At 73.4% G+C, this 22370-nt stretch carries 21 protein-coding genes; 9 read left to right on the forward strand and 12 right to left on the reverse strand.

Annotation, left to right across the window (positions count from 1 at the left end):
• Positions 1-392: 392 nt before the first annotated feature.
• From ACWGH0_RS09625 to ACWGH0_RS09645, 5 genes are all read right to left on the reverse strand, one after another.
• The gene (locus ACWGH0_RS09625) at positions 393-1004 is read right to left on the reverse strand and encodes a TIGR03086 family metal-binding protein (RefSeq protein ID WP_453403602.1); all 612 of its coding nucleotides are present in this window, start codon (positions 1002-1004) and stop codon (positions 393-395) included.
• A gap of 102 nt (positions 1005-1106) precedes the next feature.
• Positions 1107-1733 carry a GNAT family N-acetyltransferase gene (locus ACWGH0_RS09630; protein WP_453403603.1) on the reverse strand — a complete coding sequence of 209 codons (627 nt, stop codon included), beginning with the start codon at positions 1731-1733 and terminating at the stop codon, positions 1107-1109.
• Positions 1730-3793, reverse strand: coding sequence for a penicillin acylase family protein (locus ACWGH0_RS09635; protein ID WP_453403647.1), 2064 nt, complete (start codon positions 3791-3793; stop codon positions 1730-1732). The genes ACWGH0_RS09630 and ACWGH0_RS09635 overlap by 4 nt, the downstream gene beginning before the upstream one ends.
• 140 nt (positions 3794-3933) lie before the next feature.
• Positions 3934-5106 (reverse strand): hypothetical protein, encoded by a 1173-nt coding sequence (locus ACWGH0_RS09640; RefSeq protein ID WP_453403604.1) that lies wholly within the window; start codon positions 5104-5106, stop codon positions 3934-3936.
• On the reverse strand, positions 5103-6056 hold the full coding sequence (locus ACWGH0_RS09645; protein ID WP_453403605.1) for a 5-dehydro-4-deoxyglucarate dehydratase: 954 nt from the start codon (positions 6054-6056) through the stop codon (positions 5103-5105). Before ACWGH0_RS09645 ends, ACWGH0_RS09640 begins: the two co-directional genes overlap by 4 nt.
• Before the next feature lie 219 nt (positions 6057-6275).
• Here ACWGH0_RS09645 and ACWGH0_RS09650 point away from each other — a divergent pair, with 219 nt between their 5' ends.
• The 3 genes from ACWGH0_RS09650 to ACWGH0_RS09660 are packed head-to-tail and all read left to right on the forward strand — an operon-like array spanning position 6276 to position 8602.
• Positions 6276-7085: an NAD-dependent epimerase/dehydratase family protein gene (locus ACWGH0_RS09650; protein WP_453403606.1), complete on the forward strand. Its 810-nt coding sequence runs from the start codon at positions 6276-6278 to the stop codon at positions 7083-7085.
• Between the two features lie 43 nt (positions 7086-7128).
• Positions 7129-7347 carry a hypothetical protein gene (locus ACWGH0_RS09655; RefSeq protein ID WP_453403607.1) on the forward strand — a complete coding sequence of 73 codons (219 nt, stop codon included), beginning with the start codon at positions 7129-7131 and terminating at the stop codon, positions 7345-7347.
• Between the two features lie 43 nt (positions 7348-7390).
• Entirely contained in the window at positions 7391-8602 is a 1212-nt protein-coding gene (locus ACWGH0_RS09660; RefSeq protein ID WP_453403608.1) for a TerD family protein, read from the forward strand.
• Between the two features lie 19 nt (positions 8603-8621).
• Here the strand turns inward: ACWGH0_RS09660 and ACWGH0_RS09665 are convergent, their stop codons facing one another.
• Entirely contained in the window at positions 8622-8849 is a 228-nt protein-coding gene (locus ACWGH0_RS09665) for a hypothetical protein (protein WP_138898319.1), read from the reverse strand.
• 739 nt (positions 8850-9588) lie between these two features.
• Here ACWGH0_RS09665 and ACWGH0_RS09670 point away from each other — a divergent pair.
• The gene (locus ACWGH0_RS09670; RefSeq protein WP_453403609.1) at positions 9589-10476 is read left to right on the forward strand and encodes a serine/threonine-protein kinase; all 888 of its coding nucleotides are present in this window, start codon (positions 9589-9591) and stop codon (positions 10474-10476) included.
• Here the strand turns inward: ACWGH0_RS09670 and ACWGH0_RS09675 are convergent.
• Complete coding sequence (locus ACWGH0_RS09675; RefSeq protein ID WP_453403610.1) at positions 10442-11881, reverse strand: alkaline phosphatase PhoX; 1440 nt, start codon at positions 11879-11881, stop codon at positions 10442-10444. The genes ACWGH0_RS09670 and ACWGH0_RS09675 overlap by 35 nt on opposite strands.
• 105 nt (positions 11882-11986) lie before the next feature.
• Here ACWGH0_RS09675 and ACWGH0_RS09680 point away from each other — a divergent pair, with 105 nt between their 5' ends.
• Positions 11987-12790: an SDR family NAD(P)-dependent oxidoreductase gene (locus ACWGH0_RS09680; protein ID WP_453403611.1), complete on the forward strand. Its 804-nt coding sequence runs from the start codon at positions 11987-11989 to the stop codon at positions 12788-12790.
• A gap of 212 nt (positions 12791-13002) precedes the next feature.
• On the opposite strand, the gene ACWGH0_RS09685 is transcribed toward ACWGH0_RS09680, so the two are convergent.
• Complete coding sequence (locus tag ACWGH0_RS09685; protein ID WP_453403612.1) at positions 13003-14478, reverse strand: hypothetical protein; 1476 nt, start codon at positions 14476-14478, stop codon at positions 13003-13005.
• Positions 14479-14670: 192 nt separating this feature from the next.
• Between ACWGH0_RS09685 and ACWGH0_RS09690 the strand changes: the two genes are divergently transcribed.
• Positions 14671-16530, forward strand: a complete 1860-nt coding sequence (locus ACWGH0_RS09690) for an endonuclease/exonuclease/phosphatase family protein (protein ID WP_453403613.1) — start codon at positions 14671-14673, stop codon at positions 16528-16530.
• A gap of 4 nt (positions 16531-16534) precedes the next feature.
• Here ACWGH0_RS09690 and ACWGH0_RS09695 read toward each other — a convergent pair whose 3' ends face one another.
• The gene (locus ACWGH0_RS09695; protein WP_453403614.1) at positions 16535-17251 is read right to left on the reverse strand and encodes an antibiotic biosynthesis monooxygenase; all 717 of its coding nucleotides are present in this window, start codon (positions 17249-17251) and stop codon (positions 16535-16537) included.
• 167 nt (positions 17252-17418) lie between these two features.
• A complete protein-coding gene (locus tag ACWGH0_RS09700) occupies positions 17419-18039 on the reverse strand; it encodes a DUF4232 domain-containing protein (RefSeq protein WP_453403615.1) in 621 nt (206 codons plus the stop codon).
• A 214-nt stretch (positions 18040-18253) separates the two neighbouring features.
• Here ACWGH0_RS09700 and dapA point away from each other — a divergent pair, with 214 nt between their 5' ends.
• A complete protein-coding gene (dapA, locus tag ACWGH0_RS09705; protein WP_453403616.1) occupies positions 18254-19165 on the forward strand; it encodes a 4-hydroxy-tetrahydrodipicolinate synthase in 912 nt (303 codons plus the stop codon).
• Positions 19166-19251: 86 nt separating this feature from the next.
• Here dapA and ACWGH0_RS09710 read toward each other — a convergent pair whose 3' ends face one another.
• A complete protein-coding gene (locus ACWGH0_RS09710; RefSeq protein WP_453403617.1) occupies positions 19252-19476 on the reverse strand; it encodes a hypothetical protein in 225 nt (74 codons plus the stop codon).
• 246 nt (positions 19477-19722) lie between these two features.
• Here ACWGH0_RS09710 and ACWGH0_RS09715 point away from each other — a divergent pair, with 246 nt between their 5' ends.
• Together ACWGH0_RS09715 and ACWGH0_RS09720 are read left to right on the forward strand one after the other, a co-directional pair.
• The gene (locus tag ACWGH0_RS09715; RefSeq protein WP_453403618.1) at positions 19723-20391 is read left to right on the forward strand and encodes a FadR/GntR family transcriptional regulator; all 669 of its coding nucleotides are present in this window, start codon (positions 19723-19725) and stop codon (positions 20389-20391) included.
• 197 nt (positions 20392-20588) lie between these two features.
• Positions 20589-21179, forward strand: coding sequence for a DUF4352 domain-containing protein (locus tag ACWGH0_RS09720; RefSeq protein ID WP_453403619.1), 591 nt, complete (start codon positions 20589-20591; stop codon positions 21177-21179).
• Between the two features lie 193 nt (positions 21180-21372).
• On the opposite strand, the gene dapD is transcribed toward ACWGH0_RS09720, so the two are convergent.
• The gene (gene dapD, locus ACWGH0_RS09725) at positions 21373-22362 is read right to left on the reverse strand and encodes a 2,3,4,5-tetrahydropyridine-2,6-dicarboxylate N-succinyltransferase (protein WP_453403620.1); all 990 of its coding nucleotides are present in this window, start codon (positions 22360-22362) and stop codon (positions 21373-21375) included.
• Between the last annotated feature and the right edge of the window lie 8 nt (positions 22363-22370).

Below are 22370 nucleotides of genomic sequence, written 5' to 3' on the forward strand. Positions count from 1 at the left end.
GGTGATCTGCCTCAGTCAGGATCTTCGGCTTCCGTGTCAGCCGGCGGCGGACTACGGGGGCCATGTTGCCGGGGCCGGGCCGCGGGGCGGGCGTGTGCCCGGTGGGAGAGTGCAGGCGTGGCGGCGGGCGTCCGCGTCCGTCCGCCGGGGCCGGGGCCGTTCGCGGACATGACGCTGCGCACCGCCGCCCGAGCAGGGGCGGACGGTGACGCCGCACTGCCTGTGCCCGCCTCACCGTCCGCCGGATACGGGGCGGGAGGACCCCCGGGACCGGAGCGTGCGCCCCTGCGTGGTGGCGCCCCTGTCCCCCACCGTGCGCGCCCGCCCTGGCGGGCACCGGTCGGCGGGCGGGCCGGCCGCTCGTCGGGCCGCCCGCCCCCGCGCGAACCCCCTTACCCGGCCGGCCAGGACGGGCTGCGGCCCGCGCGCCCGACGACGCGGTCGAGGAGCGGGGCGTCCGGCGGCACGTCGACGGGGACCCCGAAGATGGGGTCGTCGCCCGAGGGCTCGCCCGTGGGCTCCAGCAGCTCGTACGAGGACCGGAGGGCGGCGGTGTCCGGGGCGTACGGCCGGCCGATGGCGCGGGCCAGGTCCCAGCCGTGGACGACGAGCTCGTTGAGGGCGACCCGCCCCGCGACCTCGCCGGGCAGCGTCACGCCGCCCGCCCGGGTCGTGCCCTGCCAGGCGGCGGGGTCGCGCCAGGCCGCGACGAGCTCGTCCAGCCGCCGCGGGAGGACGGTGCGCCAGTCGTCGCCGAGTACCGGCGCGAGGCCGTCGGGCGCCGTGTCGGTCGTCGGCCCCAGCCGCTTCCCCGCCGCGTCGCGGAAGGCCGCGGCCAGCTCGACGAGGTGCGCGAGAAGGTGGTGCACGGCGTACTTCTCGCAGGGCGTGGGGTCGCCGAGCCGGTCGTCTTCGACCGCCTCGGCGAGTCGGGCGATCTGGCCGGCGACCGGTGCGAAGTCGGGCACGGGCGGCGTGGCGGGCGTGGTGTCGTGGACGGTCATGGCGCTGCCTCCGGTGGGCGGACGATGCCTGCGCAGGGGAGACCGCCGGCGGGCCGGGAACTCATCGGTGCGCCACCCGCCCTTTCCCGCCCCCCGGGCCGGTCAAGCCACGAACGCCGAGGACGCCTCGAACGCCGTACGGGTCAGGAAGGCCAGTCGGGCGCGCTTCTCCGGCAGGAAGACCTCCGGCAGGTCGATCTCCGGCATCACGATCTCCGGGCCGAGTCGGAACCCGGTCCGTTCCAGCAGCGCCACCGCCTTCGCGTTGCGCGCGTCCGGCTCCGCCACGATGCGCAGGTGCTCCGGGTCCGAGAACACGAAAGCGATCAGCGCGGTCAGCAGGTGCGCGGTGAACCCGTGCTCCGGGGCGCTCCCGTCGGTGGGCCCGATGAGGATGTGCACCCCGAAGTCGCCCGGCAGGGCGTCGTAGCACTCGCTGACGCGGTCGGCCTCGGGGTCGTACGTCTGGAAGAGCGCGACGGGCGCGTCGTCCCGCAGCACCAGGTAGCCGTGGTGCGTGGGGAGGGTGTCCAGGTGCGCGTAGATCTCCTCGACCTGTTCGACGGTCGCCTCCCGCATGCCCCAGAACCGGGCCCGCTCCTCGGTGACCCAGCCGTGCAGCAGCCCGGCGTCGCGCCCCGGGTCGACGGGGACCAGGCGGACCGTGCCGAAGCCGTCGATCCTCCGCTCGTACACGGTCGCGGCGGTGCTCGTCGGGGGCGTGGTCATCGGGACTCCTTGGTCAGACGGTTCCAGTCGGTGGTCACGGGTACGAGTTCGCCCCGCAGCCACAGCGGCAGTTGGTCGCGGTGGTGCGCGTCGCCCGGGACGCCGGACGCGCCGAGGGGCACCACCCACAGGCTGTCCTCGCGTCGCGCGAGGTCCCACACGTAGCGGGCGGCCGGTCCGCGCGCGCAGCGGTCGGTGACGCCGGGGACGCTGGACGTGGACAGCACGCAGTCGTGGTCCCCGGCCACCCCCGGCCAGCCGCCGGGCGGCGCGGACGGCAGGGCCTGCCACGGCGCGAGCCGGTGCACGTCGCCCCAGGCCACCGGCGCTACGTCCGTCGCCGCGACCGCCTCGACGGCCGCCGCGACGATGCCGGGCCGGTCGATCCCGGGCAGCAGGCCGGTCGTCAGCAGGGTCTCCAGGGCGAAGCCGACGCGCGAGGTGAGGTGGAGCCACGGCAGGAAGACGCCGGGGTACGCAGGGTCCGCCACCGGCTCGGTCAGCGCGGCCAGTTCCGGGTGGGCGGCGATCCGCCGGACCACCTCGCTCCGTACGGCGGCGTACGCCGTGGCGTCCGTGCTGCCGGCCTCCATCCGGCGGTCCCAGCGCAGCAGCCGGTCCCGCAGCCCGGCGGCCCGCTCGCTGAGCCCTTCGAGGCCGGCGGCCAGCTCCAGCAGCGGCCGGGAGGACGCGAGGTGGGTGTCGGTGTGGACGTCCGCCATCCCGCCGGCGGTCCAGGAGTCCGACCCGGCGAGCAGGTGCCCGATGCGGTCGGCGCGGTACGGGGGTGCGAACTCGACGCCCAGCGGTGCGGCAAGGCCCCGCTGGTTGGCCATCACGGCGACGCCGTCGACTTCGGCCCGGGGCAGCGGGCCGTGGTCGCCGCGCCATGCGTACGCCGCTTCCCAGGCGGGCACGACGCGCAGCCCGTTGTCCCGGTGGCGCAGCGGCACGCGACCCGCGACCCGGTGCAGCAGGCCGCCTTCGGTGTCGGCCGCCTGGACGACGTTGACGGGCTCGACCCACCGGTCGAACGCCCGGTCCACATCGGCGGCGGTGCGCGCCCTGAGCAGCGCGGGCAGCGCGGCGAAGCCGAGGTCCTCGTACACGCGCGTCGGGCAGCGCAGGCTGATGGTCAGGGCCTCGTCGGGGCCGCCGACGACGACGGGGCCGCGCTCGGTCTCCACGACCTCCGTCTCGACCGGGTCGCCGCCCGCCACCTCGACGGTCTCCGTGTGGACGGCGGCGGGCCGCCAGCCGTCGGGGCCGAGCGCCTCGACGCCGGAGCCGTCGGGGGTGCGCCGCAGCTGCTCGCGGTAGAGGTCCTGGTAGTCGGCCATGGCGTTGGTGATCGCCCAGGCCACGGACGAGGTGTGGCCGAAGTGCGCGATGCCGGGGACACCGGGCACGGCGAGGCCGACGACGTCGTACTCGGGGCAGGCGAGCCGTACCTGCTGGTAGACGCCCGGGTCCTCGATGAACCGGTGCGGGTCGCCCGCGATCAGCGGTGCGCCGGTGGCGGTGCGCCCGCCGGTGACCAGCCAGCCGTTGCTGCCGGAGGTGCCGGGACCGTCGGTGGCGAACAGGGTGATCGCCTCGTCGCCGAGCCTGCGGGCGACCTCCTCGCGCCACAGCTTGGTGGGGAAACCGGCGAAGAGGATGTGCGTGGACAGCCAGATCCCGAGCGGCGTCCACGGCTGCCACGTCCCCGGCGTGAGCCCCGTGGCGGCGAACTCCGGTGCGCGGCGGGCCCCCTCGGCGAGACCGGCGTTGACGCCTTCGACGTACCGCGTGACCCAGGCGGCGGTGTCCGCGTCGAGGGCGCGGAAGCAGCGCCGGGCGGTGTCGTCCAGGCGGGAGCGGCGGGCGAAGACGTCCCAGCCGGCGCTGTCGGGGCCGAGGAAGGCGGCGGTGGTGCCCTGGGAGCGGTGCCGCTCGACCTCGATCTGCCAGGCGCGGTCGGTGGCGGCGTTGCGGCCCTGCGCGAACGCGAGCTCGTGTGCGGTGGCTGCGCGGAGATGGGGGATTCCCCAGGCGTCCCGGAAGACCTCGGTGTGCACGTTGTTCCCCATCTTGATTCCACTGACGCGTCCGGCCAGGCAGGTAAGGTTCGCCTAACCTAATCGACGCCGTGCCGGGAGCCAAGCCGGGGTCCTGGTGGGCCGGGGCGCCCGCCGGTGAGGCGGCGCCCCGGCGCCCACTACGGGCACAGAGCGGCGCGTACGAGCGCGAGGTCGGCGTCGGACGCCAGCCCCGCGTGATAGAGGCGCAGTTCGCTCGCGCCCAGCTCCGCCGCCCGCTCGGCGTCCCGGGCGAGCGTGGCGGGGCTGCCGCCCATCCCCGAGACGACGCCGAGATTGGCGGCCAGGACGCTCGCCGCACCCGGGCTCCGGTGCGCCGCGAAGGGCGCGAGCGGTTCGGGGCCTGCGGCGCAGGGGACCACCACCCCGTCCGCGACACCGAGGATGTGCCGGGGATCGACCCCCGCGTTCGCCCCGCAGCGGTACGCCGCCGGATCGGCGTGCAGCAGCACCTGGAAGCCGGGGGGCGCGGCGGCCCGTACCGCCGCGACCGCCGCCTCCTGGAGCGTACGGGCGGCACGGGTGCGCCAGGCGAGCGTCGCGGCGGCCGAGTCGGCCCCGATCAGCTTCTCGACGGCCTGCCATCCGGCGTCCGTGGAACCGGCGGCCCAGGCCGGGTCGAGGGCCCGGCGCACGACGGCCGCCAGCTCGTCCGCGTCCAGGCCCTGTTCGCCGTACCCGCTGCGGCAGTCCGCGCAGAAGCAGAGCGACATCAGGTACTGCGCCGCGTCCCCGAGCGCCACCCCCGCGGTCTTGTCGTGCGCGTGCAGATGGGCCAGGCCGTACCAGCCGCAGGACTCCAGCTCGGTGCCGCGCGCTCCGGGGCGTACGGCCGCCTCGGCCGCGAGATCGGTGAGGTACGCGCGGACGGCGGGCCGGGCGATGCAGGGCGCCCAGGGGTAGCGGTCGCCGTACGCGTTGACGACGGAGGTGTCCGGATGCTCGGCGCCGAGGCGGGAGTTGTGCGCGAGCACGACCCAGGAGTGGACGTCGAGCCCGGCCGCCGCGAGCGCTTCGGCCGCCTCGCCGTACGCGTCGGCACAGGGCGCCCAGTCGCCCGCGGCGTACGGCCGCAGGCCGCGGCCCGACCAGCGGGACGCGTCCACGGGGTAGAGCACGGCGGCGTGTTCGGCGGTGACGACGCGGTGGCGGGGGTGGCGGGGCGTGAGGGCACGGGTCGAGTGGTAGGCGGAGGCGAGGGTGACCTGCTGGACGCCGAGGTCCGCGACGCGGGCGGCGGCGTCCGGGTCGCCGACGACGTCCCACGGGTAGAGGAAGGCGGCGGCTCTCACACGCCCTCACCGCCGTCGCCCGCGCCGATCAGGGCCCGGCCGCGCTCGACGAGTTCGGCCAGCGCCTTGACGTGCGCGGGGTCCGGCTCGCTGAGCGGCGGCCGTACTCCGCCGACGTCCAGACCGGTGAGACGCACCCCGGCCTTGACGAGCGACACGGCGTATCCGCGGCCGAGACCGCGCAGTTCGACGAGGGGGGCGTAGAAACCGTCGAGCAGGCGGTTGACGGTGTCGTCGTCGCCGCTGTTCAGGGCCCGGTGGAAGGCGAGGGCGATGTCGGGGGCGAAGCAGAAGACGGCGGAGGAGTAGAGGGTGACGCCGATGCCCCGGTAGGCGAGTCCGGTGAGTTCGGCGGTGGGCAGGCCGTTGAAATACAGGAAGGGGTGGCCGGGCGGCAGCTCGCGGCGGACCGCGCCGATGACCCGCTGCATCAGGTCGAGGTCGCCGTGGCCGTCCTTGAGCCCGATGATGCCGGGCACCCGGGCGAGTTCGACGACCGTCTCGGGGGTGAAGACCGCGTTGTCGCGCTGGTAGACGATCACGTCGAGGGAGGTGGCGGCGGCCAGTTCGGTGTAGTGCCGCAGCAGCCCCCGCTGGTCGGCGACGACGAGGTACGGGGGCATGGCGAGCAGGCCGTCGGCGCCCGCGTCCTCGGCGATGCGCGCGTACTGGACGGCGAGGGCCGTGCCGTAGCCCGCTCCGGCGACGACGGGGACCCGGCCGGCCGCCTCCTCGACGGCGGCGGCCACGCAGACGCGGAACTCCTCGGGTGTGAGGGCGTGGAACTCGCCGGTGCCGCAGCAGGCGAAGACGGCGGCAGCGCCGTCCTCGATGCCGGCGCGCACATGGGCGCGGAAGACGTCCACGTCGAGGGCTCCGTCCGGCCCGTACGCGGTGACGGGGAAGAACAGCAGGCCGTCGAGTCGGCCGGCGAGCGGGGCTGAGGTCACGGGCGCTCCCTGTGCGTGCACAATTATGATCCGCGTCTATATCCCTGAACGCCGTCACGCTAAAGCAGCCACCAGGGGGCGGTCAAGACGAGAAACACCAAGAGGGAAGCGGACAGCGGGCCTTGGCGCGACACTTGACGGGGTTCGCCGCCACTCCTTAGCGTGTCCACGCATGTGAATGCGGTCCACGCATACGTACTCGCCCGAGGAGAGCCGCCGATGCCCGCACCCCGCACCGTCCTGCTGACCGGCGCCGCAGGAGGGGTCGGCACCCTGATGCGCGGCCTGCTTCCGGCGTACGGCTACACCCTGCGCCTGTTCGACATGACGCCCGTCGACGGCGAGCCGGACGCGATCACCGCCGACCTCGCGGACAAGGAGGCGCTGCGCGAGGCCGTGCGCGGCGTCGACGCCGTCATCCATCTGGCGGGCATCTCGCTGGAAGCGCCCTTCGAGAAGATCGTGCGCGCCAACATCGAGGGGACGTACAACCTCTACGAGGCGGCCCGCGCGGAGGGGATCCGGCGGATCGTCTCCGCCTCCTCCAACCACGCGGTCGGCTTCACCCCCGTCCCCGCCGAGGGCGCGCCCCTGATCCCCGCCGGAACCCCGCACCGCCCCGACACCTTCTACGGCCTCTCCAAGGCCTTCGGCGAGGACCTGGCCCAGCTGTACTGGGACCTGCACGGCGTCGAGACCGTGTCGGTCCGGATCGGCTCCCTGTTCATGGAGCCCACGTCCGTGCGGATGCTGTCCGTGTGGCTGAGCCCCGGGGACGGCGCCCGCCTCCTGCACGCCGCGCTCACCGCCGAGGACGTGGGCCACACCGTCGTCTACGGCTCCTCCGCCAACACCCGCCTGTGGTGGGACCTGTCGACCGCGCGGGCCCTCGGGTACGAGCCGCGGGACGACTCCGAGCAGTACGCCGGGAAGCTGATCGCGGACCAGGGGGAACTCGACCCGGCCAATCCGGAGCACGCCCACCTGGGCGGCCCGTTCTGCACCGACCCGCCCCGGTGGCCCCACTGAAAACGAGGAGACGGGCGGCCGGGCGGCGGGCATGATGCCGTCCATGCCCAGACCTCACGGATTCCGTTACGAACGCTTCGGCGACGGCAGCGTCACCCTCACCCACCAGGGCCGGCCGGCCGGCACCCTGCGGGGCGCCCGCGCCGAGAAGTTCCTCGCCCAGGCCGAGGCGGGCGACGAGCAGCTGGTCATGGCCCGCTGGACAGGGGCGTACAAACACGGCAACGAGCGGGCGGCGAGGAATCACCCGCGCAACGGGTGACGGGTGGGGGAACGGCACAGCGGGCTCGGTCGTTAGCTTTGGCATGACCGCAATGACCCCCGGCTCGAACATTCCGCTCCCCACCGCCCGCGTGGCCGTGGACGTGGCCGCCCCCGTGCGGCTCGACGTATCGGGCCTGCTGCTCACCGCCGACGGCAAGGTCCGCTCGGACGACGACTTCATCTTCTACAACCAGCCGGCCGGCCCCGGCGTCACCTACCGCTCCGGCGGCGGCGCCGCCCCCGACGCGATCGTGGTGGACACCTCGGCGGTCCCGCCGGGCATCGAGAAGATCGTGGTCACGGCGAGCCCGGACGCCGCCGGACAGACCTTCCAGGGCATCGAGCCCACCGCCACGGTGCGGGGCGCCGACGACGGCGCGGCCATCGCGACGTTCACCCCGCCGCGCCTCGGCTCCGAGACGGCGCTCGTGGTCGTGGAGATCTACCTCCGCAACGGCGCATGGAAGGTCCGCGCGGTCGGCCAGGGGTACGCGAACGGCCTGGCCGGCATCGCGACGGACTTCGGGGTCTCGGTGGAGGAGGAGCCCGCCGCTCCGGCCGCCCCGGCGCCCGTACAGGCCCCCGCGGCCCCGCCGGCGCCTCAGACGGCCGACCCGCGGGCCGCCGCGGCCCCGGCTGCCCCCGCCGCCCCGCCCGCGCCGCCCGCCGGCAGCGGCAAGGTCAACCTGGACAAGGGCCGGGTCAGCCTTCAGAAGAACCAGACGGTCTCGCTGGTCAAGGGCGGCCGCCCGCTGCTCTCCCAGGTCAAGATGGGGCTCGGCTGGGAGCCGGCGTTCCGCGGCAAGGACATCGACCTGGACGCGTCCGTCATCGCGTACGACGGGACGCGCAAGCACCTCGACAGCTGCTACTTCGGCAAGCTGTCGATCCTGAACGGCGCGGTCAAGCACTCCGGCGACAACCTCACCGGCGAGGGCGCGGGCGACGACGAGGTCATCACCGTCGACCTCGGCCGGATCCCCCCGGAGGCGACGGGCCTGGTGTTCACGGTGAACTCCTTCACGGGACAGAAGTTCACCGAGGTGGCCAAGGCGTACTGCCGACTGCTGGACGCGGCGACCGGTGAGGAACTGGTCCGCTTCGACCTGACGGGCGCCGAGCCGCAGACGGGGGTGATGATGGCGAAGCTGATCAAGCAGTTCTCTGGAGAATGGGAAATGACCGCGATGGGCGACTTCGTGAAGAGTCGCACCGTTCGCGGCATGGTCAAGCCGGCAGCCCAGGCCCTCTAGCGCTAGCGCGCGGGAGGGACTAGAGCTTGGTCAGTTTGGTGAAGGGGCTCAGGATGCGGCCCTGGCGCCCTGCGAAGTCGATGAGAACGGCCGCCTCGCCTTCGACGGCGACGACCCTCCCGAGTCCGAACTGATCATGCGAAACCCGGTCGCCCACCTCGAAGACCTCGATCGGGGGGGCGTCCGCGGCGGGGACGTTGAAGGGACTGGACGGCAGGTAGCGCCGGGCTCCGGCTGACTTTGTCATTAGTTGAGAGTATGCGCCCCGCGAGGCCGCCACGCCATGCCCGTCCATGATCACTTCACCCGGGACCGGTCGGCGGCCCCGTCCGGAGACGACGGCCGCACCCCGCGAAACGCCCGGCCCGCAAGGCCACCGGGCGTGTGCGGGGCAGGCGTTGCGAACGGAGCGTGACCGGACGGGTACCGGCAAAAATTCACGGGAAAGACCGGAATCCGCGCCGCCGCGCGGGCCGGCCGACGCCCCCCGCCGGTCGCGGAACGACCGCCCTCCGCCCGGCGAACACACGTGCCCGTTCCGCAAGGACTTTGCGGTGGAACGAAATTGTCCGCGCGGGCGGAAAAGGCGCCGGGCGCCCGTGCGATGCGCGTCCGCAGGGCCTCGTATCGGCGCGGAAATGACGGCGGCCGATTGCGTGCCGACGGGTGTCCGTGCGGGCGTCCGTACGGGCGTCGCCGGGCTGAACCGCTGCTCAGCGTCATGGCGGCCACAGGCCGGAAGCCACTCCGGGCACGGTCAACAGGTGTGGTCCGGCGCCGGGAATGCCTTTCGGGCCGCCACCGGGAAAGCAAGGGCGAAAATCCCCGAATTCCCCGTGGCCGGGCGACGGGAATTCGCGGGATGCGGGGCCGGAAGCCGGATGGTTCGCCCACGACCGCAACCGCCCGGCCGCCGGACGCGTCGCAGTTGACATCCGGGACACTGGGTCACGATCACGATCGCGTACGACCGGAGGGACCACGGCATGGCCGAGCGCGCGGAGTACCGCATTGTCTCGCTGATCGGTGAGGGCGGTACCGGCCGTGTGCACCTGGCACGGGACCCCGCCGGGCGCCTGGTCGCCCTGAAAACGGTCCACGACCGGCTGACCGCCACCCCCCGGTTCCGCGAGCGCTTCCGCCGGGAGGCGGCCGCCGCCCTGCGGGTGCGCGGGCCGTTCACCGCGACGGTTGTGGACACCGGCACGGAGGACCGGCAGCCCTGGCTCGCGGCCGAGTTCTGCGTGGGGCCGCCCCTGGTGGAGGCCGTCACCACGGCGGGACCGATGGGGCCGGCGGACCTCGGCACGTTCGGCTCCGCGATCGCCGTGGCCCTGTCGGCCATCCACGGCGCGGGCCCCGCCCCGCTGGACCTGAAGCCCGCGCACGTCCTGATCACCGACCGCGGCCCGAAGATCGTCGACTTCGGCACCGCGGGCCGCTCCGCCGGGCTGGATCCGGCCGCCACCGGCTTCCTCGGCTTCGTCGCCCCGGAGGAGCTGACGCCGGGCGGCCGGGCCGACACACCCGCCGACGTGTTCGCCCTGGGAGCGCTGCTCGCGCTGTCCAGTACGGGACGCAATCCGTTCGGGTCGGGCAGCGCCGAGCAGGTCACCGAGCGGACCCTGCACGACACCCCCGACCTCGTCGGCGTGCCGGGCGCCGAATGGCCCGGTTTCCTCGCGGCCTGCCTGGCCACCGCCCCCGCCGACCGGCCGAGCATGCCGGAGGCCCTCGCCTGGTGCGCGGAGCGCGCCGCCCCCGTGCCGTGGTGGGAGCAGGAGCTGGTGGCCGGCCTCGTCCGGGAGCACCAGGAGGACCTGGCCGGCCTCCTCGCCGTCAGTGAGGGCGGCGGCGCCGCCACGGACCGGTGATCGCGACCATGACGCCCGGTTCCTGGACGCAGGCGTAGAGCGTCTTCCCGTCCGGCGAGAAGACGACCCCGGCGAACTCGCTGTACTCCGGCTCGGCCTCGGTGCCGACGTTCAGCTCGTTGCGCGCGATGGGGTACGTACGGCCGCTCTCCGTGGCGCCGAACAGGTACTGGCCGCCCTCGCCGTCCTCCGCCACGACCAGCCCGCCGTAGGGCGAGACGGTGATGTTGTCCGGCCCGTCGAACCGCCCGCCCGTGCCGAGCAGCACCTTGAGGGTGAGGGTGCGGCGCCGGGGGTCGTAGAACCACACCTGTCCGTCGTGCGGCTGGCCCGGGCTTTCGTCACGGGCGTACGACGAGACGATGTACGCGCCGCCGTCGGCCCACCACATGCCCTCCAGCTTGCGGGCGCGCGTGATGTCCCCGTCGTCGAACTGCTCGCGCACCGGGACCGTACGGCCGTCCCGGTCCGGTACGTCGATCCAGTCGACGCCGTAGACCGTGCCGACGCGGGTGGCGCGCGACAGGTCGTCGACGAACCGCCCGCCCGAGTCGAAGCACTTGGGCGCCTGGAGGGTGCCCGCGTCGTCCGCGAGCCCGCGCAGCTTGCCCCGGCCGTGCCGGAAGCCGTGCGGCGGGACCCAGCGGTAGAGCAGTCCGTTGGGCTCCGAGTCGTCCTCGGTGAGGTAGGCGTGGCCGCGCTTCGGGTCGATGACGACGGCCTCGTGGTCGAAGCGTCCGAAGGCCTTGATCGGCTGCGGGTCCAGATTGGCGCGGCGGTCGTGCGGGTCGACCTCGAAGACGTAGCCGTGATCCTTGGTCATGCCGTTCTGGCCGGCCCGGTCGGAGTTCTCCTCGCACGTCAGCCAGGTGCCCCACGTGGTGGTGCCGCCCGCGCAGTTGGTGGACGTGCCGGCGATGCCGACCCATTCGGCGACCTCGCCGCCGCGGTGCACCTCGACGACCGTGCAGCCGCCGGCCGCCGCCGGGTCGTACACCAGGCCCTCGGTGAGCGGCACCGGGTGCTTCCACTTGGACCGCGCGCCCTTGAGCTCGTGGTTGTTCACCAGCAGGGTCACCCCGCGCGGCCCCTCGAAGGCGCCGGTTCCGTCGTGCTTGGACGGGGTGAACTCACCGGACTCCAGCCGGGTGACTCCCGCGTGCGTGACGATCCGGTAGGAGAATCCCGCGGGGAGGGCCAGGATCCCCTTCGGGTCGGGTACGAGCGGCCCGTAGCCGAGGCCGTGCCCGCTCCCCGTCAGGTCACCGGCGTCCCCGGTCTCCGCCGGTTCGTCGGCGGCGAGGGCTCCGGGGGCGGTGGCGAGCGCGCCGACGCTGCCGACGAGGGCCACGGAGGCGCCCGTGATGGCGGAGTGTCTGGCGAAGTCCCTGCGGGTGATCGTCATGCGTACCTCCTGAGGCCCGTGAGGGGCACGTGTTTTCGGCGTCAGGCTCGCGCGCGCGTATAAACGGGGGCTGAACAGTGCCCGTCGTACGAGAGGCCACCCGTCATGCACCTGCCCCCGCACGCGCTGCCGCAGCCGCCCCCGCGCCTGCCGTCCGCCGGGCGTCGCGTCCTCGTCAGCGGCGCGTCGCGCGGTCTGGGCCGCGCCGTCGCGCACGCCTTCGCGGCGGGCGGCGACCGCGTCGCCGTCCACTACGGCTCGCGGCGCGAGGACGCCGAGCGGACCCTGGACGGGCTGGCCGGTACGGGCCATGTGCTCGTCGGCGGCGACCTGTCCGACCCGGCGGGGGCCGCCGCCGTCGCGGACCTGGCGGCCGACGGCCTCGGCGGCATCGACGTGCTGGTGAACAACGCGGCCGTCAACGAGCGCCACCCGCTCGCCGAGACGCCCTACGACGCGTGGGTGTCCGCGTGGCAGCGCCATGTGGAGGTCAACCTGCTGGCCACGGCCCACCTCAGCCACCTGGCGGCCCGCCGCATGATCGAGCAGGGCACGGCCGGCCGGATCGTCAACATCGGCTCACGCGGCGCGTTCCGCGGGGAGCCGGACCACCCGGCGTACGGAGCGACGAAGGCGGCGGTGCACGCGCTCGGCCAGTCCCTCGCGGTGTCCCTGGCTCCGTACGGCATCGGGGTCGCCTCCGTGGCCCCCGGGTTCTTCGACACCGAGCGCGTCGCGGAGCGGCTGAACGGCGCGGAGGGCGAGGCGATCCGCGCGCAGAGCCCGTTCGGACGGGTGGCGACGGCGCAGGAGATCGCGAGCGCGGTGGTGTGGCTGGCATCGCCGGAGGCCGAGTGGTCCTCGGGAGCGGTGCTGGACCTCAACGGGGCCTCGCACCTGCGGACTTGAGGGAGAAGCGACCGGGGGCGCCGCGGCCGAGGAGTCGCCCCCGGCCACCGTCCGCGAAACAGGGCCTCCCACGCCACCGGACACCCTTCATGACACCAGCCGAGGCACCGGACGCGCGGCACCACTCCCCGTCGCACCCATCCGCGACCGGCCGGCCGTCGAGGGCGCGGCCACGGTGCGCAGCGGCAACCGCCGTTCGCCCCCGTGTCCCCTCAACTCCCCTTGCGGGACCGTGCCTTGAACGCCGCCTTGCGCGCTTCCTTCGCCGCCTTCTTGTCCGGGTGCAGGCGGCCCATCGCCTCCAGGACGTCCGCCGTGGCGGGGTGGTCCACCCGCCAGGCCGCGTCGAAGAATCCGCTGTGCCGCCCGGTCAGGCCCGCCACGAGCCCCTGGAGCTCCTCGGGTTCGCCGTCCGCGTCGAGCTGCGCGGCGATGGTGTCGATCGCGAGCCAGAAGATCATCGACTCGGGCGGCGGCGGCACGTCGGAGGCCCCGTGCTCGGCGAGCCAGACGCGGGCCAGGCCGCCCAGCTCCGCGTCGTCCAGCACCTCCCGCACCGCCTCCTCCGCCTCCGGCCCCACCAGCGACAGCGCCTGCTGGCTGCGCAGCCTGCGCAGCGGCGCGCCCGCGTCCGTGCCACGCGCGGCGGCGAGCAACTCCCGTGCGGCGGCGGCCGGTTCGCGCTTGGCGAGCCACAGCTGCGTCTCGGCGCCCGCGGACGCCTCGGCGAAGTACGCGATGCCGTCGAGCAGCACCTCCGCGCCCTTGTCCGCCAGATCGCCCACCGCGGGCGCGTCGACGCCCGCTTCGAGCAGCCGGGCCCGGACGCCGTACAGGCCGAGGGGGGTCAGGCCCACCATTCCGTACCGCGTCACGTCCTCGTCGTCGGCCGGCGGCTCCGGCTCCGCGCCCTCCTCGGCCATCAGTGCCTCGTCCACCGGCCGGTACGCGACGAGACCGATCGGCTCCAGGACCCTGAACTGGTCGTCGAGCCGCATCATCGCGTCCGACACCTGCTCCAGCACGTCGTCGGTCGGCTCGCCCATGTCGTCCGGGACGATCATCGAGGCGGCCAGCGCGGGCAGCGGCACCGGGCCCTCGCCCGCCCCCTCGGAGACGGTCAGCAGGTACAGGTTCCCGAGGACGCCCTCCAGGAACTCCGCCTCCGCCTCCGGGTCCCAGTCCAGCGCCTCGAAGTCGATCTCCCCGTCGCCGCCGATGAAGTCGGCCAGGTCCTCGAGTACGGGCGCCGTGGCGTCCGCGAAGACGGCGTCGAAGGCGTCGAGCCAGATGGCGAGTACGTCCTGGGGGCTGCCGGAGGTGAGCAGCGCCAGGTTCTCGCCGACCGTCACGGTGCCGCCCGCCTCCGCCCCGTCCTCGGCGCCTTCCGCACCCCCGGGGTCCTCGGTGGGGTCCGTCACGTCGACGAGCCCCGTGTCGACGGCCAGCCGCCACGCCTCGCTGGCCTCCGCCGCACCGTCCGCGTCGGCGGCGAGGCCGAGGTGTGCGGCGGCCTCCGGCAGTTGCTCGTCGGCCAGTTCACCGCCGGCTCCGACCCGCGTGGCGGGTCCGGCCCACCGGGCGAGGCTCGCGGCGCGCGCGAGCAGCGGCGAGGCGAGCGCCGCCCGCGCCAGCTCGGCGTCGGAGTGGAGCCGCACCGGCGGCAGGGTCGGGCGGTCACCGGACATCTGGGGGTTCTCCTTGACGCATGCGGGTCGGGCGGCCCCCAGCGTAGACGTATTTGCCCCCATGCCACCGGGTTCATGTACCCGTCAGAATCCGTACACCCGGCGACCCTTGACAACCCCCGGTCGCACACAAGAGATTGACGCGCGTAGAACACTGCTCCACCCCTCATCCATCGCACTCGGAGCCACGAGATGACTTCCCGTTCCTCCCTCCCCGGATCCGCCGCCGCCGCGGCCGTCGCAGCCGCCGCACTGGCCGGCGGACTGCTGGCGGGCTCGGCCTCCGCCTCGGCTCCCCCGGCCGCAACGGCCGCCTCCGCCGCGGAAATCCGGATCCACGACATCCAGGGCACCACGCGCATATCCCCGCTCGTCGGGCAGCAGGTCACCGACGTGTCCGGCATCGTCACCGGTGTCCGGGCGTACGGCTCGAAGGGGTTCTGGTTCCAGGACCCCGAGGCCGACGCCGACGCGGCCACCAGCGAGGGCGTCTTCGTCTTCACCGGCTCCGCGCCGACGGTCGCCGTCGGCGACGCGGTCAAGGTGTCCGGCACGGTCGGGGAGTACGTCCCCGGCGGCACGGCCTCCGGCAACCAGTCGCTCACCCAGATCACCAAGCCGGTCGTGACCGTGGTGTCCTCCGGCAACCCGCTGCCCGCGCCGGTCACCGTCTCGGCCAAGTCCGTGCCGGCGGAGTACGCCCCCGAGGGCGACCCGGCGGCCGGCGGCAGCATCAACGCGCTCCCGTTGCGGCCGCGCTCGTACGCCCTCGACTACTACGAGTCGCTGGAGGGCAGCAACATCCGCATCGGCTCCTCCCGCGTGGTCGGCGCGACCGACCCGTACTCCGAGCTCTGGGTCACGGTGAAGCCGCACGAGAACGACAACCGCCGCGGCGGCGCGGTCTACGGCTCGTACACCTCGCAGAACACCGGCCGGCTCCAGATCCAGCAGCTCGCGCCGATCTCCGAGAAGCCGTTCCCGAAGGCGAACGTCGGCGACGTGCTCTCCGGTACGACCGAAGGCCCGCTGGACTTCAACCAGTTCGGCGGCTACACCCTGACGGCCCGCACGCTGGGCACGGTCACCGACCGGGGGCTGGAGCGCGAGTCGACCCGCCCGCAGCGCCGCGGCGAGCTCGCGGTGGCGACGTACAACGTCGAGAACCTCGACCCGGGCGACCCGCAGGACAAGTTCGACGCGCTGGCGGCGGCGGTCGTGGACAACCTTGCCTCGCCCGACATCCTCGCCCTGGAGGAGATCCAGGACGACAACGGCGCGAAGAACGACGGCACGGTCTCCGCCGAGGAGACGCTGAAGAAGTTCACGGCCGCCATCACCGCGGCCGGCGGCCCGGCGTACGCCTGGCGCACGATCGACCCGGCGAACAATAAGGACGGCGGCGAGCCCGGCGGCAACATCCGCCAGGTCTTCCTCTTCAACCCCGAGCGCGTCTCCTTCACCGACCGCGGGGCCGGCGACGCCGCCACCGCGACCGGTGTCGTCCAGGAGGACGGCCGCGCGGCCCTGACCCACTCCCCCGGCCGGATCGACCCGGCGAACGCCGCCTGGGAGAACAGCCGCAAGCCGCTCGCCGGCGAATTCACCTTCCGCGGCCGTACGGTCTTCGTGATCGCGAACCACTTCGGGTCGAAGGGCGGCGACGAGGGTCTCCCGTCGCACCACCAGCCGCCGGTGCGCAAGTCGGAGGTCAAGCGGCTGGAGCAGGCGCAGTCCGTCAACGCGTTCGTCAAGGACATCCTCAAGGCGCAGCGCTCCGCGGACGTCCTCGTCCTCGGCGACATCAACGACTTCGAGTTCTCCGCCACGACGCAGGCCCTCACGGCGGACGGCGCGCTCTACCCGGCGGTCAAGTCACTGCCGAGGTCGGAGCGTTACTCGTACGTCTTCCAGGGCAACAGCCAGGTGCTCGACCAGATCCTGACCAGCCCGTCGATCAAGAAGTTCAGCTACGACAGCGTGCACATCAACGCCGAGTTCGCCGAGCAGAACAGCGACCACGACCCCCAGGTCCTCCGCTTCCGCCCGTAGTCGGTCACACGCCCGCGCTCAGACTGAGCGCGGGCGTGTACCGCCGCACGCCACCGCCCGTCACACCCGGGTAGCCGTGGACCCTGCGCCACTGCGGCGTCGCCGCGCCCACTCCCCCCGTGCCCCCCAGCGCCTCGATGTGCGCCCCGGCGCTCTCCCACTCGGCGTAGTTGAGCACACGCGTCCCGTCCGTGCCGACGTGGAAGTGACCGGCGATCCCGCCGGGGTGCAGTCCGGGGTCGGTGGCGAGCGCCTCGAAGACCGTGTCGACCCAGTCCCGCTGCCGGGCGGCGTCGGCCCCGTCGAACTCGACGTCCACGATCACGACGCACCCGGGCTCGCGGTCGCCGCCACCCGGCGTCAGCGGCGTACTGCGATACAACTCGTAGGAACGCACGCTCAACCGCTCGATCCCGGGTACGGCCGCGTCGATCTCGGCGTTGCGCTCGTCCCGGGGACCGGCGGCGAACGCACGGTAGTCGCCCATGCCCCGCCACTGCGAGTAGTGCAGCAGAGTGTCACCGTCCTCGCCGACGTACAGGCTGTACGAGAGCAACCCCTCGCCCGGCCACGGACGGCCGCGCCACGCCCGCCCGACCGCCTCGACGACCGCACGCTGCCGCTCAGGCGTACCGACCCGCCAGGTGCTCACCAGCGTCACACCGACGTCCGAACGCCCCACCACGGGACGGATGCCGACCTGCGCTCCTCGTACGGACATGGCGAATCCTCCTCACCGGGGCACCGGCGGCGCCCTCTCGTGATCCCCATGCTCGAACCCGAAGCATGGTTGAGGTCAAGCCCGCGAGCCGCGGCCACCCCCACACCAGGACCCACCGGCGATGTGCGTTCTGCGGCCGCCCCAACCGGTCACGACGTCCGCCGGAATCAGTCGCGGGGAGCCGAACGCCAGGCGGTCAGGGTCAGTTCGTCCACCGTGCGCACATCGCTGCCCTCCAGCGGAAACCTCCGCGCCTTCTCACCGGCGGCCGGGGCGATCTCCAGGGCGGAAGCCTGCTGCAGTCGACCGGTCTTGGGATTACTGGTCCAGGAGAGGAGCGACCGCACGCTCTCGCCGGGGGCGAGGAGCACCGGGACGGGCCCCTCGTCCCTGCCCATGTACGAGGAGCCGCGCCTCACCCAGACGTCGAGCACTTCGCCGTCGGTCCTTAGAGCCTGGACGCTCGGGTAACCGAAGACCTGGTGGGGATCCTTGCCGCAGTTGGTCAGAGTGAGCCCCACGGCCCGGTGGCCGAGGGCCGCCTCCACCTCCCCCATGGACACTTCGGGCCCGCCGGACGAGCAGCCGGCCGCCCGGGCCACGTCCGTGGGCGACCCGGACACCGACGGCACAGGGGCAACCGTGGCGCTGGGCGAGGGAAGCGGCTTCGCCGTCCGTACGGTCCTCGGTTCCCCCTCCCCATCGGGTACGAGGAATTCGCACCCCGACAGCGCCAGCACCCCCACGGCCACCCAGGCCACCGTTCCACCGGCTTCGCGTATGCCCACGTTCCACTCCCCCACCCGATCGTCGCGACAAGTCTCCCGCCTCGACGGCCCCGTGCCTGGGACAGGGGAGGTGGCCGGTGGGGCGTGGTGGGCGTGTGCGTGTCGCCTTCCTGGGCCCCCACATCCCGCACCGCCCCACTGTTCAGCGATGCTTGCCGTTCGGCCAAGCAGATCTAAGTGGACCTTCATCGTCCCAGCGGTCGAGACTGCCCGTATGACCGCGACTCCACACAGCCCGCAGCGCCCGCCCAGCCCCTTCGGCCGCGCTCTCTGCGCGATGATCACTCCTTTCACCCCCGAGGGCGGCCTCGACCTCGACGGCGCCCAGTCGCTCGCCGACCGTCTGGTGACCGGGGGCGGATGCGAGGGTCTGGTGCTGAGCGGCACCACCGGCGAGTCCCCGACCACCACCGACGCCGAGAAGAGCGCGCTCGTACGGGCCGTACGCGAGGCGGTGGGCGACCGGGCGTCGGTCCTGGCCGGCGTCGGCAGTGCCGACACCCGGCATACGGTTGAGCTGGCGCGGGAGGCCGAACGGGCGGGCGCGAACGGCCTGTTGGTGGTCACCCCGTACTACAGCCGGCCGCCGCAGGAGGCGGTGGAGGCGCACTTCCTGCGGGTCGCGGACGCGGTCGGCGTGCCGCTGATGCTGTACGACATCCCCGGTCGCACCGGCACCCGCATCGAGGTGGAGACCATGCTGCGCCTCGCCGCCCACCCGCGGATCACCGCCGTCAAGGACTGCGCGTACGACCTGCTGGGCAGCGCCACCGTCATGTCCCGGACGGAACTGGCCTACTACTCGGGCTGCGAGGAGCTGAACCTGCCCCTCTACGCGGTGGGCGGCGCCGGCTGTGTCAGTACGGTCGCCAACTGTGCGCCCCGCGCGATGCGGGCCGTCCTCGACGCGTACGACGCCGGTGACACGCGGGGCGCGGCGCTCGCGCACCGGCGGGCGCTGCCCCTGATCACGCTGATGATGGCGTCGGGCCTGCCGGGCACGGTCACCGCGAAGGGACTTCTCGGCGCCCTCGGGCTGCCGTCGGGCCCGGTCCGCGAACCGCTGCGGCCCGCCGACCGTACGACGGTCGACGGGCTGCTGCGGGCGCACGAGGCGCTGGGCTGATCCGGCAGATCGGATCCGTCCCATCAGGGCATCCCGCTCCCCGCGCCGACGGCGATCCTCAGCGCATAACGCTCAACCCTCAACCCTCAACCCGATACACCGATCCGGCTGAGGATCGCCGTGTGCTCCAGGACGTCCTCCAGCGGATCGTCGATCTGACCGGTCGAGATGAGCATGACGCGGGGCGCGTTGTGCGAGTTGGTGTGCGTCTCGTCGGCGTACGCCGCCCCCGCGGGGAGCCCCACGGCGATCAGCAGTGCACCGCATCCGGTGATCCGTCGGGCCAGTGTCCGTGCCTGTTGCGCCGTCATGCCGCTCCCTCGCCTGATGCGTCGTGCGATGTGCCGACCCGATTGTCCGTCCTGCTTATCCACCCGAACGGCCCCAAGGACACGCGACGTCATCCGTGTGAGTGCGATTTCGCGGCGGCGAGTACGGCGCGCAGGGGCGGGCGACGCGGCAACATAGCGGCACACGGATCCCATCAGATCCGCCGGAAGTAGCCGGAGATCCCCGGAAACCACCGGAAACACCCGGAAACCCGAGAGGTGAGAGCCATGACGCTCGGCGCTCCTCGCCCCAGCCCCCTGGTCGAGCAGGCAGCCGCGAACCTGCGTGAGCAGATCTCGTGCGGCCACTGGCCGGTCGGCACGCGGCTGCCCGGCGAGACCACGCTCGCCAAGACCCTTGGCGTGGGGCGCTCCACGGTCCGCGAGGCGCTGCGCGCCCTGGCGGGGGCGGGCCTGGTGCAGCCCCGGCAGGGCGCGGGCGTCTTCGTCATCGCCAGCCGGCCGGTGGAGGACTGGCCCACGCGCCTGCGCCGGGCGGCGGCCGCCGACGTGTGCGAGGTCAGGACACTGCTGGAGGCCCAGGCCGCCCGCCTGGCGGCCGTACGCCGAACCGACGCGGACCTCGCCGCGCTCCGCGCCGCTCTGGAAACGCGGCGGGCGGCGGCCCGGGGTGACGGGGCGGCATTCGTCGAAGCCGACCTCGCCCTGCGTACGGCCGTGGTCGCCGCCGCGCACAACCCCGTGCTCACCGACCTCTTCGCACAGCTCGCACCAGCCCTGCGCCAGGCCCCGGCCACCCCACCAGACCTCTCCGCCGACGAAGGCCCCACCGCCCTGATCGACGCCATCACCGCCGCCGACCCGGACGCGGCCGCCAGAGCCCTCACGGCGGAACGGGACGAAACCCGGACCCCGCCCGAAGCGGCCCTCCCGTGAAGAGTCATGGAACGTGACGAGCAGTGCGGGAACACGAGGAGCAGTGAGGGCTCGTCGGGAGCTGGGGGGGTGGTGAGGCCAACGGCGCTTCTTCCGCGCCACGTGGCACCGGTGGGCGATCGAGCGAATGATGGAGGTGTGGGCCGGCTTCCACGGCTGCGCAGCGCATCGGGGGATCGAACCTCCAGGAGGATCCCATGGCCGCCGCGACACTTCCCCCTCACCGGGCCGGGCTCCCCGCGTTCCTCACGGCTCTGGTCGCGATCATCGCACTCGTCACCATGACCGCCCTCACGAGCACCGGCGGGGAAGCGGGGGCCGCCACAGCTCAGGTTCCTGCCCAGACCACCCAGTGCGAGAACACGGAGAAACCGCCCGCCGACAAGGGGGACGAGCCGGGCATCGGCGACCCCGTCCGGGACGGGAAGTTCGAGTTCACCGTCGACAAGGTCGTCCCGGGGGTCGACGAGATCGGCGACGAGATCGGTGACAAGCCGCAGGGCCAGTTCATCCTCGTGTGCATGACCGTCGAGAACATCGGCGACGAGGCGCAGCTCTTCGACGGCAGTGCGCAGAAACTGTTCGACGCGAAGGACCGCGAGTTCAGCGCGGACACCGGGGCAGCCCTCTACCTGGAGGAGAGCGAGTCGTTCCTCAACGAGATCAACCCGGGCAACAAGGTCGAGGGAATCGTCGTCTTCGACGTCCCGAAGAACGTCGAGCCCGTGAAGATCGAGCTGCACGATTCCATGTTCAGCGGCGGCGTGACGGTGAATCTCGAACGCTGACCGGCGTGCGTACGTGCCCGCACGTGCAGGCACGTACGCACGCGGGAAGGCGCTGCATCCGGGCCGTCCGGTGCGGCGGCTGCGCGCGAGCGCCCTCCCGGCCGGTGCAGGGCCGGAAGGGCGCTAGCCAACGGCTCAGCAGCAGGTCAGAGCGGTGATCCAGCAGGCGGCCGCAGGTCTCGGCCGCCGGTGATCAGTTGTGGCTGTGGAGGATCTCGTTGAGGCCGCCCCAGACCGCGTTGTTCGGGCGGGCCTCGACCGTGCCGGTCACGGAGTTGCGGCGGAAGAGGATGTTGCTGGCGCCGGAGAGCTCGCGGGCCTTGACGATCTGGCCGTCGGGCATCGTGACGCGGGTGCCCGCCGTGACGTACAGGCCGGCCTCGACGACGCACTCGTCGCCGAGCGCGATGCCGACGCCCGCCTCCGCGCCGACCAGGCAGCGCTCGCCGATCACGATGCGGACGTTGCCGCCGCCGGACAGGGTGCCCATGGTGGACGCGCCGCCGCCGATGTCGGAGCCGTCGCCCACGACGACGCCGGCCGAGATGCGGCCCTCGACCATGGAGGTGCCGAGCGTGCCGGCGTTGAAGTTCACGAACCCCTCGTGCATCACCGTGGTGCCCTCGGCGAGGTGCGCGCCGAGGCGGACGCGGTCGGCGTCGGCGATGCGGACGCCCTTGGGCGCCACGTAGTCCGTCATGCGCGGGAACTTGTCGACCGAGGTCACCTGGAGGTGCAGACCCTCGGTGCGGGCGTTGAGCCGTACCGTCTCCAGCTGGTCGACCGCGACCGGCCCGAGCGAGGTCCAGGCGACGTTGGCGAGGAGGCCGAAGACGCCGTCCAGGTTCTGGCCGTGCGGCTGGACCAGGCGGTGCGAGAGCAGGTGCAGGCGCAGGTACGCGTCGTGGGCGTCCAGCGGCTTGTCGTCGAGCGACGCGATGACCGTACGGACGGCGACGACCTCGACGCCGCGCCGGGCGTCGGCGCCGAGGGCCTTCGGCGCGGAGGCGCCGAGCAGCTCGGCGGCGCGCTCGGCGGTGAGGCGCTCGGTGCCGGCGGGGCCCGGCTCCGCGACGAGCTCGGGGGCGGGGAACCAGGTGTCGAGGACGGTGCCGTCAGCGGCGATGGTGGCGAGGCCGGCGGCGACGGCGCCGGTGGTGCGAGTAGCAGTCGTATCGGTCATGCCCGAAC

It is taken from the genome of Streptomyces sp. NPDC054887 (assembly GCF_053610585.1).

Coding starts and splice junctions, on each gene's coding strand:
- ACWGH0_RS09625 (WP_453403602.1), bottom strand. CDS start 1,004: ATGACCGTCCACGACACCACGCCCGCCACGCCGCCCGTGCCCGACTTC.
- ACWGH0_RS09630 (WP_453403603.1), bottom strand. CDS start 1,733: ATGACCACGCCCCCGACGAGCACCGCCGCGACCGTGTACGAGCGGAGG.
- ACWGH0_RS09650 (WP_453403606.1), top strand. CDS start 6,276: ATGCCCGCACCCCGCACCGTCCTGCTGACCGGCGCCGCAGGAGGGGTC.
- ACWGH0_RS09655 (WP_453403607.1), top strand. CDS start 7,129: ATGCCCAGACCTCACGGATTCCGTTACGAACGCTTCGGCGACGGCAGC.
- ACWGH0_RS09660 (WP_453403608.1), top strand. CDS start 7,391: ATGACCGCAATGACCCCCGGCTCGAACATTCCGCTCCCCACCGCCCGC.
- ACWGH0_RS09665 (WP_138898319.1), bottom strand. CDS start 8,849: ATGACAAAGTCAGCCGGAGCCCGGCGCTACCTGCCGTCCAGTCCCTTC.
- ACWGH0_RS09670 (WP_453403609.1), top strand. CDS start 9,589: ATGGCCGAGCGCGCGGAGTACCGCATTGTCTCGCTGATCGGTGAGGGC.
- ACWGH0_RS09675 (WP_453403610.1), bottom strand. CDS start 11,881: ATGACGATCACCCGCAGGGACTTCGCCAGACACTCCGCCATCACGGGC.
- ACWGH0_RS09680 (WP_453403611.1), top strand. CDS start 11,987: ATGCACCTGCCCCCGCACGCGCTGCCGCAGCCGCCCCCGCGCCTGCCG.
- ACWGH0_RS09685 (WP_453403612.1), bottom strand. CDS start 14,478: ATGTCCGGTGACCGCCCGACCCTGCCGCCGGTGCGGCTCCACTCCGAC.
- ACWGH0_RS09690 (WP_453403613.1), top strand. CDS start 14,671: ATGACTTCCCGTTCCTCCCTCCCCGGATCCGCCGCCGCCGCGGCCGTC.
- ACWGH0_RS09695 (WP_453403614.1), bottom strand. CDS start 17,251: ATGTCCGTACGAGGAGCGCAGGTCGGCATCCGTCCCGTGGTGGGGCGT.
- dapA (WP_453403616.1), top strand. CDS start 18,254: ATGACCGCGACTCCACACAGCCCGCAGCGCCCGCCCAGCCCCTTCGGC.
- ACWGH0_RS09710 (WP_453403617.1), bottom strand. CDS start 19,476: ATGACGGCGCAACAGGCACGGACACTGGCCCGACGGATCACCGGATGC.
- ACWGH0_RS09715 (WP_453403618.1), top strand. CDS start 19,723: ATGACGCTCGGCGCTCCTCGCCCCAGCCCCCTGGTCGAGCAGGCAGCC.
- ACWGH0_RS09720 (WP_453403619.1), top strand. CDS start 20,589: ATGGCCGCCGCGACACTTCCCCCTCACCGGGCCGGGCTCCCCGCGTTC.
- dapD (WP_453403620.1), bottom strand. CDS start 22,362: ATGACCGATACGACTGCTACTCGCACCACCGGCGCCGTCGCCGCCGGC.